This is a genomic window from Synechococcus sp. 1G10 (assembly GCF_002252625.1).
Taxonomy (GTDB): Bacteria; Cyanobacteriota; Cyanobacteriia; order PCC-6307; family Cyanobiaceae; genus Regnicoccus_A.
In genome coordinates this window covers 94188-108078 of the sequence record NZ_NQKW01000009.1, presented here as the reverse complement: position 1 = coordinate 108078, position 13891 = coordinate 94188, and the positions used below count along the sequence as shown (strand labels likewise).

Below are 13891 nucleotides of genomic sequence, written 5' to 3'. Positions count from 1 at the left end.
GGCTGCGGCAGCAGCGGTGAACCCATCAGGCCAAGAGACCCCCGCGCCGGTGCAATGCAGACCACCTGGCCCGTGGCCACTGCAGAGCTTGGCCCCTGGATCCAGGCACAGGGACTGAGCGGGAGCGAACCCCTGCTGGCTCAGGGTTCCGAGCCCGGCCATTGGAGTTGCGCCGGGGTGCCGATGGTGTTCACGGTTCGACTGCCGGCCGGCAAGTGAATCCTGGGCGACTGGAGCTCGCTTTACGTGGGGCGTCTGTGCAATTTTCAACTTACGGTTAACCGTTACACCAGGGACGACTTCTTTATCGGCAAGATCAGCATTTTTCAGGCTTTCCCAGAGTCGGTTCAAGGCAGCTCAGGACCGCTTTGCGGAGCTGGAGACCGGGGCGCTGGAGGGCCGGCTGGTGGTGCTGGAGGCCGGCGAGAAGCTGAGGTTCGAGAAGGCCCACCAAGTACGCGACGGCCTGGAAGGGATCCCCCGCCAGCCTGGCCGCCGAGGCCGATCGGCCCCTCAGGACGCCGGAGGTGCTCCGTCAGTCGGGCAAGATGCAAAGAATTGGCCATGCCTTCCCGTTTCAGTCACTACCAGCAGTACCTAGCCCGTCCTGGCTGCCGGCCCTACTGCTCCGCCCGTCCCAGCGGTGTTCGCCTCACCCCCTTCCCCGGTGCCAGCTTCCTCTTGCCCGAAATGGTCTGGGCGCAGCTCCAACGAACCGATCCAGGACTGAGCTCTGTTCAACGGCGATGCAAGGTCTTCATTGGCCCCCGGCCCTGGCGTCGCGCAGCATCATCGCCATCCGCTGCAGCAGCTTCCAGCCGATCACGCCGTTGGCTTCCACGAGCGGCCTGAAGTCCCAGTAAGTGAGCCCCCAGCAATCGAGGCGGCTGGCGGCGGTGATGGTCGCCATGCGCGGGCCCTCGTCGATTAGGGCGATCTCACCGAAGTAATCCCCTTGCCGCAGGACCGAATGGGGTTTGCCCTGAATCGTGACGCTGGCTTCGCCCGTCTCGATCACGTAGAAGGCTGCGCCGCCCGAGCCCTCCTGGATGATCGTTTCTCCGGCCTCGAAATCCCGTTCCTTGAACAGCAGGGCGATCTGGCCTATCTCGCCTTGGTCGAGGTCGTGGAACAGGGGGACGCGCTCGAGCACATCGATCGGGGCACCGCGCATCAGGTTCTGGCCGTGGTGATCGCCCGGCACTGAAGCAGATGGAGCGTGCCGCGCTCGAAGGCCCACTCCAGATCGCGTCCCGGCCCGAACACCTCCTCGCAGAGGCCAGCCAGGCGGTTCAGGGCCTCCAGCTGGCTGTCCTCAAGGCAGAAGCGCTCCACCAGTTCGAGAGGAAGCTCCACCTCCACGGTGCCGCCGCCGGCGACGGGACGGATCGACACCGTCTTGTATCCCACCCGGCGCTCGCGCACCTGGCCCTGACGGCTCAGGCAGACGTGGTCGGGGATCACAAGGCCGGCCACCACCGCTTCCCCCAGACCCCAGCTCGCCTCGATCACCCGTTCATCGGCTCCGCTTATGGGATTGCGTGTGAACAGGACCCCGGCCGTGTCGGGGGCCAGCAGCTTTTGCACCACCACCCCCACGTTCGGGCGTGAGAACAGCCCCACCTTCTTGCGGTAGGTGATGGCGGCGTCGGAATTCGCCGACCACCAGATTTCGCGCACAGCCTCCGCCAGGTCGTCTACTGAGAGCACATTGAGCAGGGTCTGGTGCTGGCCGGCAAAACTGGCGGCGGCTCCGTCCTCGTCGATGGCGGAGGAGCGCACCGCCAGTGGCCCCGCTAACGGCGCCACCTGCTGCACCAGTGTGACGATGGCGGCGTCATCGGCCGCGGCCACCGCATCCACGAACGCTCCGGAGAGGGCGAAGCCCGGGGGCACCGGCAGGCCATCCCGCAGGGCCTGGCCCAGGCTCACGGCCTTGGCGCCGAAGGCGGCCAGCTCGCTGGCCTGCTCGAGCGCGACGACCCCGTTCACGGCAGCACCGTGACCTCGCCGGCCGTGCCGTCGACCCGCACCCGCTGGCTGTCGTCGAGGCGCCGGGTGGCTTCGCGGGTCCCCACCACCCCAGGGATTCCGTACTCCCGCGCCACGATCGCCGAGTGGGACAGCAGGCCGCCCCTCTCGGTCACGATCCCGCCGAGCAGGGGCAGCAGGATGTTGAAGGCCTCCGTGGTGGATTGGGTCACGAGCACATCGCCCTTCTGGATGCGATCGAATTCCGACGGGTGCGACACCCGCCGGACCGGGCCCTCGTAGACGCCTGGACTGGCGGCCAGGCCCCGCAACAGGTGCTGCTCATGGCTCGCCTCGGAACTGACGAACAGGGCCTGCAGCGCCAGTCCGCTGGCCTGCATCATCCGGGCGGCGGCCGGCGGCAGGGTGGAGGGATCCGGCGGGGGTGGAGGCGTGGGACCCAGGCTTGGGGGAACCTCGTGCGCATCGTGGGCCCCGCGGTAGGCGCTGCGCTCCGCCAGGTCATCGGCCGACGGAGCGCCTTCACCCGAGGGTGTCGGCGCTCCCAGCAGGGCAAGCATCTCGGTGAAGCCGGCATCCACGATGTGGCCTGGATCGTGCAGCAGCCCCCGCTCCGCCAGGCGGCGTCCGGCCGCTTGAGCGGCCCGGCGCATCAGTCCCGACGCCCAGATGTCGCTGAATACGCCCCGTTCATCCCGGATCGGATAGGTGAGGCGAGCCTCGGCCAGCAGCGCATCGAACGCGTCGCGGTGGGCTTCAGGCACTCGGGCGCGCACCTCAGCGCTGCGATCGCTGTGCGTGGACGGCGAGGCGGGAGCCGTCAGGGCGGCGCGGATGGCCCGCAGCAGCACGTCGGGCAACTCCAGAGCACGGGGGTTGGTGATATCGAAGCCATCGAGCAGGCGATTGCCCACCAGATCCAGATAAGCCGCCACAGCAAGTCCCGTGCCTCCATCGCGCGTCCGCAGGGCCGCCATGGTGGCGGTGGGATCGTCCGTGGATTCGAGGGCTTCGCGGGCAGGGGGATCCTGTTGCAGCGCGGCGATCAGCTCGGCGAGCTCATCGGACGCCCCGGCCGACACTGGCGAGGTGCCACGCATCAGTCCGAGCAGCTCGCCGGCGGGCAGTCCGGTCCAGGCTCCGGCGTTGGCCAGGAAGTCGCCGGTGGGAACGATGGCGGCCGCCGTGTAGCGCATGTGCTGGGCCAGCATCGCGGCGTGGTGGTCACGGCAGCGATGCAGGTACCCGGCGAGGTCTTCGTCGCTCAGGGCGTCCGGGTCCACTGCCTGGATCTGCCGGTGGGCCGCGATCGCCGCAGGCTTCACGGTGTCGTTCCATTCCTGCAGCTGCTGGCGCCAGAACTTCTGGCCGAACACCTCCTCGGCGCGCCGGAAGCGTTCGGGCAGCTCGGCTTCGGCTAGGGGTGTCACCCGCCGGTAGGCGAATCCATGCACGTAGGCCATCTCCAGGGCCTTGAACAGCAGGCCGTAGGCGCTGGCGAAGTCAGCGGTGCCGCTGCGGAATGCGGCCGGATGGATCTCCCTCCAGTAGCGGCTCACGGGGCGGGGGAAATGAACGGGGTCGAGTTCCCAGAACCCTTCCCCCGGCGGCGAGAAGACAAGCTCTCTGGCGTGTGCTGGAGACATCGGTGAACCGGTTGGATCAGGCGAACGCTTCAGTTTCACCCAGTCATGAACCCTTCATGCCGGTGACGCCACCATGAGCCACGGTCGGTTGGTAGCCCCACGTTGATCTTGAGCAACGGGCGTACCAGCGGAATCAAGGTCCCGGCTGGACCCCAGCTCCCATGGATCCTTAACGGTCCTGACAGGGACTGATTCCACAGAATCATCAAGAACGACAGATCCAAGGACACCTCTGCAATGAGGAGATCTCCAAGATCGTGCCCAATGGTCTGAACGACGACCTGACTCGAGCAGTCAGGGTTGTTTCACAGCCATTCTGCCTCGTGGATCGTTACGCTCTCCGAGAGCCAGTTGCTGTTGAGGAAAGAACTGAAGATCAGCCGCCCCCCACCCACTGATCCTTGGGAGCTCGGATTTCGATAGTCAGCGGCGGTCTTCTTCGGCAACAGCAGGAGAGTGCCTTGGCGGCGCTCAGCTGCTGGAGTCTTCCTTCCGGGCTGGATGTGTCGCGCAGATCTTCGATCGACTGCTCCAGCAGATCAAGGCCGCACCCATGCCAGCATCTCCAGTGAGTTGTGCAAGGCGGCGAACGAAAGCGCTCAAGCCTCACCGGCTGGAGGTCGTCAGGCATCTGGTGCGAGGGGTGCTGGCGGCGAGTGATGCTCACGCAACATGCTTTCAGAAAGAAGCCAGATCCGGAGCCCGAATGAGCTGGCTGGAGCCCAGCAATCTGCTGCTGCTGGCTTGCGCCCTGATCTACGCCCTGATCGGGGAATGGGTCGACGCCGGCATCCTGCTGGTGTTCGTGCTGGGCATCAGTCTGCTCGATGCCGTCCAGCAGCAACGCAGCAGCCGCGCCCTGGCGGAACTGGCACGGCTTTCGGCGCCCCGCGCCCGGGTGCTGCGGGCCGGAAAGATTCTCGAGTTGCCTGTCGAGCAGGTGCGCCTGGGTGATCGGCTCCGCCTTGAGGAAGGCGATCGGGTGGCGGCCGATGCCGAGCTCACCGAGGGGGTGGGGTTGTGGCTGGATGAATCCCTGCTCACGGGTGAATCCCTGCCGGTCGCCCGCTCCAGTGCCGGGGAGCGAATTCTGGCGGGTTCGCTGGTGGCGGGCGGCCGCGGCTGGGCGGCGGTGACGGCCGTGGCCGATGCCACCGAACTGGGCCGGCTCGGCAGCAGCCTGGCCACGGTGCAACCGCCGCCCACCCGTCTGCAGCGCCAGACCCGTCGCCTCACCGGGCGCCTCACGGTTCTGGCCCTGGCCCTCTGCGCGGCCCTGGCCCTGATCCAGGGGGGCCAGGGCGGCAATTGGCCCCAGGCCCTGCTCGCCGCCCTGGCCCTGGCCCTGGCGGTGCTGCCCAACGAAATTCCCGTGGTGCTGGCTCTGTTCCTGGCCCTGGGCGCCCTGCGTCTGGCCCGGATCGGGGTGCTGGCCCGCTGGCCTGCGGCGGTGGAGAGCCTCGGCAGTGCCACGGTGCTCGCCGTCGACAAGACCGGCACCCTCACCGAGAACCGTATGGGGGTGCAGCAACTTCTTACTTGGCCATCGCTGGAGGGCTGGAGTGCCGGGGAGACCCTGGAAGAACCCTTTCACGCTCTGGTGGAACTGGCGGTGCTCTCCAGCCGCGGCGATCCGGTGGATGCGATGGAACTGGCGATCCAGCGCCTGGCTGCCGACCATCTAGGTGGCACCGAACACCTCCACCCCGACTGGCCCCTGGAGCGCGAATACCCGCTGCAGAGTGATCTGCTGGTGTTCTCCCGCCTCTGGCGGGACGGCGAGGGCGGCCTGCAGCTGGCGGCCAAGGGGGCACCCGAGGCGATCGCCGATCTCTGCCACCTCGATGGTGGGCAGAGCTCCGCACTGCTGGCCGCTGCCGATGCACTCGCCGCCAGGGGGCTGCGGGTGCTGGCGGTGGCACGCGGGCTCGATGGCGCGCCCGTTCACGACGGGCAGCCGTTCGCAAGCAGCGGTGCTCTGCCTGACGATGCGCATGGTTACCTGTTCGAGCCGGTGGGTTTCCTGGCTCTGGCGGACCCGCTGCGCTCGGATGTGCCGGCGGCGATCGCCACGGCGCGGAGTGCCGGCGTTCGCGTGGTGATGATCACGGGAGATAGCCCCGTGACGGCCCGCTCGATCGCCGATCAGGCTGGCCTGCCGCCAGGTCCGGTGCTGAGTGGTCAGGAACTGGAAGCCCTCTCACCGCAGGCGCTGGCTGCCTCCATCCGCGAGGTGTCGGTGTTCGCCCGGGTGATGCCCCAGCAGAAGCTGCAGCTGGTGCGCGCCCTGCAGGCCGCCGGTGAGGTGGTGGCGATGACCGGTGATGGCGTCAATGACGCCCCGGCCCTCAAGGCCGCCGACATCGGCGTGGCGATGGGCAAACGCGGCACCGCCGTGGCGCGCGAATCCGCCGATCTGGTGCTGCTGGGCGACGCCTTCAGCGATCTTGTTGGGGCCCTGGAACTGGGCCGCCGCGTCGACGCCAACCTGCACCGGGCCCTCGGCTACACCCTCGCCATTCACCTGCCGATCGCAGCCCTGGGCCTGGTGCCGCTGCTCAGTGGCCAGCCGCTGATCCTGCTTCCGATGCACATCGCCCTGCTGCACCTGGTGATCGATCCGGCCTGCACGGTGGTGTTCGAGGCGCTGCCGCCCGCTCCGGGCCTGATGCGGCAACCGCCCCGCCCGCCGGAGGCGCCCCTGTTCGGTCCAAAGATCTGGCGCCAGGCCCTCAGCCAGGGAACGGTGTTGGTGGTAGCCGCCCTGGTGCTGGCCTTCTGGCCAGACACCGACGCCGAATCACGCCGGAGCCTGGTGTTCTCCCTGCTGCTGCTCGCCGGTGGGGGTCTGGTGTGGCTCAACGGTGATCCCAGGGAAGCGATCACCGCCGTCGGCCCCGGCATCGGCCTGGGGCTGTGGCTGTTGTTGCTGGCTCTCCCGAGCCTTCAGCAGCTGCTGAATCTGGCGCCCCTGCTGCCGGCCCAGATCCTCATCCTGTTGGCCGCCACGGCGATCGCCCTGCTGCTGGCCTGGCAGCTGGCTCCCCATCCAGCCGCTGAGCGTTCGCCCTGAATCCGCCATGGCCCGTCCCTACCAACCCTCCCTGCTGCGGCTGCTGCATGGAACCACCGCCGCCGGCGTTGTGCTGGCCTGGCTGAGCGGTCTGTTCGTCTACAGCCAGTACGACGGGCGCTGGGGACGGCTGCCGATCCGCCTGCCCGGTGAGTGGATCGATATCCACGGCACGGTGGGGGTGGCGTTGCTGCCGCTGGCCGTTCTGTTCGCTGCCTATGCCTTCACCCTGGGGCGGCGGCAGCTCGCCAGGGCCAGCAATGCGCTGGCGCTGGCCGCCCTGGCCCTGGCGATCGGCACTGGCAAGCTGATGCAGGAGGACTGGTTGCGGCAGGGAAACCTGAGCCAGATCGTCTACAGCCTCCATCTGATCGCCTGGGGCGTGATGGCGATGGCGGTTCTGGCCCATGTGGTGGGGGTGCTGGCCAGAGGTGGTTGGCCGCTGGCCGGCTCGATGGCCAGCCTGAGGTTCAAGGCCGGCGATCGACCCGCTGACTGGCCCCGCCAGCTGGCGAAGGCAGTTCGGCGCTCTGCCCCACCAGCTCGGCGCTGATCGCCCAGAGCGCCTCGGCCAGGCTGTCATCGAGAGCTTCAGCGCTTGGTTCGCTCAGCTCGAAGCGCAGGCGGCCCAGACCCACCACCCGGTTGCTGCGGTAGCTGAAGCCAGAGCTGCTGTGGACATCAGCGCTGGCGAGCTCCGCCAGCAGCCCTCCGGCGAGCTCAACCGTTGCGGTGATGCGCAGCAGGTCGCGGGCCACCAGGGCAAACAGGCGTTGGCCCCATTCGTTGTGGCGGCGGCTGTAGCGGAAAAAGCCGCCGCTCCCTGGCGGGATCACCAGGCCCGGGCTCCAGGCGACCACCGGCATCGGTGTGCCGCGCACCTGCAGGCGCCGCTCCAGCTCGCGCGCGAACAGGAGGTTGCAGAGCTTGCTGTCCTTGTAGGCCTTGTCGGCATCAAACGGCAGGCCGCCAGCCACCATCTCGAAGCCCGACCCAGCCCTGAGGCCGGCCAGATCGCCCAGGCCAGCTGGCTGGCCGACCCGGCCACCGGCTGCGGCGGGGTCATGCACCTCCGAGGCGGTGACCACCAGCCGAGGGGCCTGGCTGCCATCGAGCAGGGGAAGCAGCCGCTGGGCAAGGGCCTGGTGGGCGAGGTGGTTCACCGCGATGGTGAGTTCATGGCCCTGGGCTGATCGCCTCGGCTCTGTGCCGCCGCTGTACTGGAGCCCGGCGTTGAGCACGAGGCTGTCGATCGGTTCACCGAGCCCGAGCAGTTCGGCGGCGCAGCGCTCGACGCTGGCCAGATCGGCCAGGTCACAGACCGGTGCGCGCGGGGATGGCCCCGCAGGCTCGTCTTGTTCGAGACGCGCCAGCGTGGCCTCAGCCGTGGCCGGATCCCTGCACGGCAAGGTGAGCTGGTGGCCGGCGCGGCGCAGCTGCAGGGCCGCCTGATAGCCGATGCCGGAGCTGGCGCCGGTGAGCAGGATGCGCCTGGAGGTGTGGGCCGGAGTGGAGCTGGGCGTCATGCCTTTCACCCTATGCAGATCCTGCCGCGGGCTCCGCTGCGCGCAGCGATCGGTGCCTGCTGGAGTGATCAGCTCTCAGTGATTAGTGCCATCCCGATAGCGTTGGTTGATGGGTTGCTTTCGCCCTGCTCGGTGCCATCTCCCGTTGGCTGATCCATGGCTGAACCTGCCCTCACCCTCCTTTTCGACGGGGCCTGCCCCCTCTGCCGGCGCGAGGTGGAGAGCCTGCGGGCCCGTGATCAGGGGCGCGGCCTGATCCGCTTCGTCGATATCGATGCGGCCGATTACGACCCGGTGGCCCATGCAGGGATCAGCTACCGGGAGGCCATGGGCCGCATCCGCGCCATCGGCGCTGATGGCCGGGTGATCAAGGATGTGGCCGTCTTCCGTGAGGCCTACCGGGTGGTGGGCTGGGGCTGGCTCTATGCCCCCACCGCCTGGCCGTTGATCGGGCCGCTGGTGGATGCGCTCTATGGGCTCTGGGCCCGTTGGCGGCTGCGGCTGACCGGCCGGGGCGACCTGAACACGCTCTGCGATCTGCGGGGGTGCTGAAGCGCATCAACCCCGTGCTCGAACCGGTGCAGATCGTCTGGTTCAAACGGGATCTGCGGGTGGCCGATCACCAGCCGCTGCTCCAGGCCAGTCGCCTTGGTCCGGTGCTGCCGCTGCTGGTGGTGGAACCCGAGCTGTGGCAGCAGAGTGATGCCTCGGCGCGCCAGTGGGCCTTCTGCGCCGAGAGCCTGGCGGAGCTCAGGCAGGCCCTGGCGGAGCTGGGTCAGCCGCTGGTGGTGCGGATCGGCCCGGCGCTGGACGTGCTGGAGCGGGCCCGCCGCCAGTTCGCCATTGCCGGGCTCTGGAGCCATCAGGAAACCGGCAACGGCTGGACCTACGACCGCGACCGGCAGGTGGCCCAGTGGGCTCTCAGCCATGGCATCCCCTGGACTCAAGTGCCCTCCTTCGGTGTGATCCGCCGCTTGCGCAGCCGCAACGGCTGGGCGCGCCGCTGGGAGGAGCGCATGGCCGAGCCGCTGGCGCCGCCGCCGCCGGTTCTGCCCTGCCTGGGGGGCCTTGATCCCGGTCCCATTCCAGCCGCCGCCGAGCTGGGTCTGGCGCCTGACCCCTGCCCGGGTCGTCAGCTCGGGGGGCGGCAGCAGGGACTGGCCGTTCTGGAAAGTTTTCTGAGCGAGCGCGGCTCTCGCTACCACCGTGAGCTCTCAAGCCCGCTCACGGCCTTCGAGAGCTGCTCGCGCCTATCGCCCCACCTCAGCTGGGGCACGCTGTCGATGCGGGAAGTGGTGCAGCGCAGCCGCCGCCTCCGCAAGGCGCCGCTGGGCTTCGAGGCGCGGCTGCACTGGCACTGCCATTTCATCCAGAAGCTCGAATGCCAGCCAGATCTGGAGTTTCGCGAGCTCCATCCGCTCACTGCCGGCCTGCGCAGCAGCGACCCCGAGCGCCTGGCGGCCTGGGCCGAGGGCCGTACCGGGCTGCCGTTCGTGGATGCCTGCATGCGGGCCCTGATCGCCAGCGGCTGGATCAATTTCCGCATGCGAGCGATGCTGATGTCGGTGGCCAGCTACCAGCTGTGGTTGCCGTGGCGCCAGAGCGGGCTGCACCTGGCCCGCCTGTTCGTCGATTACGAACCGGGCATCCACTGGAGCCAGTGCCAGATGCAGTCGGGCACCACGGGCATCAACACGATCCGGATCTACAACCCGATCAAGCAGGGCCTCGAGCACGATCCCAACGGCGATTTCATCCGCCGCTGGCTGCCGGAACTGCGCAACGTGCCGGCTGTTCACATCCATGAGCCGTGGACGATGGCGATGGTCACCCAGCAACGGGTCGGCTGCGTGCTCGGGGTGCACTACCCACTGCCGATCGTGGAGCCCGCCGCCGCCGCCCGCCAGGCCAGGGAGAAGATCTGGGCGCGGCGTCAGGAGCAGGACTTCAGGGAGCTGGCCGATGCGATCCAGCGCAGGCATGGCTCCCGCCGCTCCGGCCTGGCGGCCAGTGGCGGCAGGCGGCGGCGGCGGCAGCGGCCAGTGGCGGCGAATGCCGCCGGTGATCAACAGCTGCAGCTCAGCCTGCAGCTCGACCCTGATTCGGCCTGACCCTGCGCAGCTGAAGCGGCCGTCGCTTCGCCGGGATCAGCCCAGAAAGGGATCCAGGAAGCTGAGCGGCCTGGCCATGGTTTCCGAGAAGCCGAGAATGCCGCGGTCGCGGTGTCTGTACAGAAGCGTGTCGTCGGCCTCCAGCAGGAAGGTGCCGCCCCGCTGGGTGAGGAAGTCGTCGCGGGGCACGTAGGTACGCCAGTGGCCCAGCACTTCGCTCATGTTGCGCAGCCGCACCGTGGCGAGCTCAAAGGGGCGCTGGAAGCCACGGCCGCCCGCCCTGGCGAAGAACGAGCCCTGGATCGGCGGCAGGGGCCCGGCCTGGATGGTCTCGTCGTCGGCGATGCGCTGGGGCGCGCTGCGATCTCCCGTGTAGCCCCGCAGCACCTCGGCCAGGGTGCCGGGGGAGCCGATCCCGGCGCACATCAGCAGCAGGTTCGGCCAGGGGCCGCCGATCTGCCGCAGGCCTTCATAGAGCCCAAGGGCCCGATGCAGCTGCGGTTCGGCGTCCACCTGCAGCCGCTCGAGCGGAAAGCCGGTGAAGGCGCAGAAGCGCTGGCGGCTCGCCTCATCACCGATGCCGATCGCCAGCACGGCGATGCCGGCGGCCTCCAGCTGCGGCCAGGCCGCCACCAGGGCCTGGGCGTATTCAAGGCTGTCGAAATCGCCCAGCTGGGGGAACAGGAGCACCAGCCGGCGGCGGCCCGACTCCATCCCGTCCACCCCTGCCAGGCGTTCGAGCAGAGCGGCGGGCGCGGCCGGCCTTGGCTCACTCTCCGTTGGGTTGCTCACAGGAAAGGGCTCGCTCACAGGCAGTGGATCAGTCACAGGGAGGATTCACTCAGGGCTGGCACCATCGTCGCCCGCTCCAGAAACGCCTCCGCGGCGGAGTTCAACATCTGCCGCCGCTGAGGATCCATCCGCTCCAGCAAGCGCACCATCATCGAGAGCCGGGGGTTCCCGCGGAAGAACTCCTGGTTCCGCTCGATGAAGCGCCAGTACAGACCGTCCCAGATCTCGCACCAGGGCCCCTTCTTGAAATCACTCATCTTGAGGATGTAGTTGGAGCCGCTGATGTAGGGCTTGGTGGCGAACAGGCCGCCATCGCTCATCAGGCCCATGCCATAAACGTTGGGGCCCATCACCCACTCGTAGGAATCCAGGTAGCGCTCCATGAACCAGCGGTGCACCTCGCCGGGATGGATCTCAGAGAGCAGCATCAGGTTGCTGATCACCATCAGTCGCTCGATGTGGTGGTTGTAGCCCAGGCGGTTCAGCCGCTCGATCGCGGCATCCAGCGGCGGCAGGCCGGTGTTGCCCTCGCTCCAGCAGGGGGCCAGGCGGCGGCGATGGTTCCAGAAGTTGCTGCTCGCCTGGCGCTGGCCATGCACCAGGTCAATGCCGCGCACGAACTCGCGCCAGCCGATCACCTGGCGCAGGAAGCCCTCCAGCGAGGCGATCGGGACCGGTTGGTCGCTGTTCTGCCGGCTCTGCACGTGGGCGAGGGTCGCTTCGATCACGCCGGCGGGCGTGAGCAGACCGATGTTGAGCAGGGGAGAGAGCAGGGAATGGTTCAGGGTGTCGTGGTGGGCACTCAGCGCGTCTTCGTAGGGGCCGAAATCCTCAAGTCGCTCGATCAGGAACTGCTGCAGCCAGGCCTGGGCCCCGGCGTGATCGAAGGGAACCCAGAGCGGCCCCAGCTCTCCGGGGTGATCGGCGAAGTGGCTGGCGATCAGCGCCCGCACCGCCGGTTCATGGGGGCTGGCCGCCACCGCCGGCAGCGGCGGCTCGATGTATCCCTTCGGCAGCTTCCGCCGGTTGTCCGCGTCGAAGCTCCACTGGCCACCGGTCGGCGAGCCGTCGGCTTCAAGCAACAGCCCCAGGCGCCGGCGCTGACGTTCGTAGAAGGTCTTCATGAAGGGACGGCGGCGGCCTTCAAACCAGGCCCTGCTTTCGGCCCCTGATTCCAGGAAAGCGGGCGACGGCAACACTGTGAGGGTCACCTCCTTTTCCTGGCAGATGCGCTCCAACCGCGCCGCGAAGCTCCGGTCGGCGATCTCCGCCACCCGCAGTTCTTTAGCTCCGGCCAGCTCAAGCGCCAGCCGCTCCCAGAACGACACCCCCGCCGAGGCCGGCAGCTCGAAATAATGAACCGCGATGCCCCGCTCGATCAGAGCATCGCGGAAGCTGCGCATCGCCACGAAGGTGTGTAGCAGGCGCAGCTGGTGGTAGCGGTAAGCGGACGCCACCGCCAGGTCTTCGATCATCAGGACCTGACTGCCGGCCGCCAGCTCCAGCTGCGAGGCGGTGAACCACTGGCGGTGCAGTTGGTCGCCAAGGATCAGGGTGAAAGTCACAGGGTCAGGGCTATGGCGTCGGTACCAGCGTCAGCTTCAGCGTCTGGTGGCAATACTCGGACAGATGTCATCGGAACTGGAAGCCAGTCAGGAGCTGAAGCTCACCGTTATTCCGAGCCTTTTGCCAAAATATTGCTGCTGGTGCGCCCGCTCCTATCGGGGCTGCTATCAGTCGGCTTGGCTCGGATAGAACCACGGCCACTGAGGCAGGAACTGTCATGCCACAGCGATGAATTCCAGACGCAAAGACATGCAAAAGCCCGGACGGCTTAAGTCGTCCGGGCTTGAGAAGCTCAACTTGTGAGCCTGAATTCAGCCCAGACCGATCTGGGAAAGAATGCTTTGGCCGGTGAGGAGTTCTGTTGCAAGGCCGATGACGAAGCCGAGCATGGCCATACGGCCATTCCAGGTTTCAGCAAAGGCAACGAAACCAAAACGGGAGGTGGAGTCAGCCATGGGTGAAATGGAACTTCTCGAAACTTAACACGAATTTGAATGGGTGGTCGAGCTGGGTGCCGGGTTCAGTGGTGGCGGTTGCGTCCCAGGGGCTCGATCCACTGCTCGCGGACCGTGTCGTGGCGGAGCTTGGATGCGGGGAGCCTGCAGCCGAGGTGAATGTCCCCCTGATCGAGCAGGCGTCCAAGCCGCAGCGCGGTGGCTTCCTCCACCCGGGAGAAGTGGTCTTGCTGATGGGTGAGCCAGGAGAGCTCGTTAGGCGTGATGACTCCGCTGGAGAGGGATTCGAGAAAGAGCTGGCCGACCGTCATGAGTCTCGTAACGGAATGTAAACACTCTGTCACGTCCATGAGCCGCCTGAGGGCTGGGGCTTCCACGAGCGCGCCCTGAGGCTGAATGGCCAGCGGCGACCTGCTCAGCCTTGGCACTCACAGCCGCAGCCGGCATGGCAGGGTTCACCGTTGGGGTGGCCGTTGGCGCAGACATCGCTGCAAAACAGCAAGCTGCCACGGCGAATCGCTGTTTCCGCTTGCACCGTGCAGTGACAGCCCGGGCATGCGCATTTGAGAGTGGTGGGCTTCTCAAGAGTCGTGGTCATGGGCACTCCTGAAGCAGGACGATCTCACCATTGTGATGCCGCCAGCGCTGGAGAGGACCGTGAGAACCATATCCAGCAGCGGGCACAATTTTTGTTGATCACTTGTCGCAGAAGAATCATCCTGCTGCTATC

General features: G+C 67.5%; 14 protein-coding genes. 5 read left to right on the top strand and 9 right to left on the bottom strand.

Annotated elements, in window-relative coordinates; all coding sequences use genetic code 11:
- Nucleotides 1-54: 54 nt before the first annotated feature.
- A complete protein-coding gene (locus CJZ82_RS18395; protein ID WP_158218546.1) occupies nt 55-219 on the top strand; it encodes a hypothetical protein in 165 nt (54 codons plus the stop codon).
- Nucleotides 220-757: 538 nt separating this feature from the next.
- On the opposite strand, the gene CJZ82_RS10140 is transcribed toward CJZ82_RS18395, so the two are convergent.
- The 3 genes from CJZ82_RS10140 to CJZ82_RS10130 are packed head-to-tail and all read right to left on the bottom strand — an operon-like array spanning nt 758 to nt 3638.
- Complete coding sequence (locus tag CJZ82_RS10140; protein ID WP_143593625.1) at nt 758-1174, bottom strand: cyclic nucleotide-binding domain-containing protein; 417 nt, start codon at nt 1172-1174, stop codon at nt 758-760.
- A complete protein-coding gene (locus CJZ82_RS10135; protein WP_094555649.1) occupies nt 1174-1992 on the bottom strand; it encodes a PEP/pyruvate-binding domain-containing protein in 819 nt (272 codons plus the stop codon). The genes CJZ82_RS10140 and CJZ82_RS10135 overlap by 1 nt, the downstream gene beginning before the upstream one ends.
- Entirely contained in the window at nt 1989-3638 is a 1650-nt protein-coding gene (locus CJZ82_RS10130; RefSeq protein WP_094555648.1) for a PEP-utilizing enzyme, read from the bottom strand. The genes CJZ82_RS10135 and CJZ82_RS10130 overlap by 4 nt, the downstream gene beginning before the upstream one ends.
- 706 nt (nt 3639-4344) lie before the next feature.
- Between CJZ82_RS10130 and CJZ82_RS10125 the strand changes: the two genes are divergently transcribed.
- Nucleotides 4345-6711: an HAD-IC family P-type ATPase gene (locus CJZ82_RS10125; protein WP_094555647.1), complete on the top strand. Its 2367-nt coding sequence runs from the start codon at nt 4345-4347 to the stop codon at nt 6709-6711.
- 7 nt (nt 6712-6718) lie between these two features.
- On the top strand, nt 6719-7264 hold the full coding sequence (locus CJZ82_RS10120) for a cytochrome b/b6 domain-containing protein (protein ID WP_094555646.1): 546 nt from the start codon (nt 6719-6721) through the stop codon (nt 7262-7264).
- Here CJZ82_RS10120 and CJZ82_RS10115 read toward each other — a convergent pair.
- Nucleotides 7182-8237 (bottom strand): SDR family NAD(P)-dependent oxidoreductase, encoded by a 1056-nt coding sequence (locus CJZ82_RS10115; protein WP_094555645.1) that lies wholly within the window; start codon nt 8235-8237, stop codon nt 7182-7184. The two genes, CJZ82_RS10120 and CJZ82_RS10115, sit on opposite strands and share 83 nt — an antisense overlap.
- Before the next feature lie 156 nt (nt 8238-8393).
- Between CJZ82_RS10115 and CJZ82_RS10110 the strand changes: the two genes are divergently transcribed.
- The gene (locus tag CJZ82_RS10110; protein WP_094555644.1) at nt 8394-8789 is read left to right on the top strand and encodes a thiol-disulfide oxidoreductase DCC family protein; all 396 of its coding nucleotides are present in this window, start codon (nt 8394-8396) and stop codon (nt 8787-8789) included.
- A complete protein-coding gene (locus tag CJZ82_RS10105; protein ID WP_233130183.1) occupies nt 8783-10348 on the top strand; it encodes a cryptochrome/deoxyribodipyrimidine photo-lyase family protein in 1566 nt (521 codons plus the stop codon). Before CJZ82_RS10110 ends, CJZ82_RS10105 begins: the two co-directional genes overlap by 7 nt.
- Nucleotides 10349-10384: 36 nt before the next feature.
- On the opposite strand, the gene CJZ82_RS10100 is transcribed toward CJZ82_RS10105, so the two are convergent.
- From CJZ82_RS10100 to CJZ82_RS10080, 5 genes are all read right to left on the bottom strand, one after another.
- A complete protein-coding gene (locus CJZ82_RS10100; protein ID WP_094555698.1) occupies nt 10385-11062 on the bottom strand; it encodes a peroxiredoxin-like family protein in 678 nt (225 codons plus the stop codon).
- A 110-nt stretch (nt 11063-11172) separates the two neighbouring features.
- Complete coding sequence (locus tag CJZ82_RS10095) at nt 11173-12705, bottom strand: cryptochrome/photolyase family protein (protein WP_094555643.1); 1533 nt, start codon at nt 12703-12705, stop codon at nt 11173-11175.
- A gap of 312 nt (nt 12706-13017) precedes the next feature.
- Nucleotides 13018-13161 (bottom strand): chlorophyll a/b-binding protein, encoded by a 144-nt coding sequence (locus CJZ82_RS10090; RefSeq protein WP_094555642.1) that lies wholly within the window; start codon nt 13159-13161, stop codon nt 13018-13020.
- Nucleotides 13162-13226: 65 nt separating this feature from the next.
- Nucleotides 13227-13472 (bottom strand): hypothetical protein, encoded by a 246-nt coding sequence (locus CJZ82_RS10085; RefSeq protein ID WP_094555641.1) that lies wholly within the window; start codon nt 13470-13472, stop codon nt 13227-13229.
- A 104-nt stretch (nt 13473-13576) separates the two neighbouring features.
- On the bottom strand, nt 13577-13759 hold the full coding sequence (locus CJZ82_RS10080) for a metallothionein (protein WP_094555640.1): 183 nt from the start codon (nt 13757-13759) through the stop codon (nt 13577-13579).
- Nucleotides 13760-13891 lie beyond the last annotated feature (132 nt).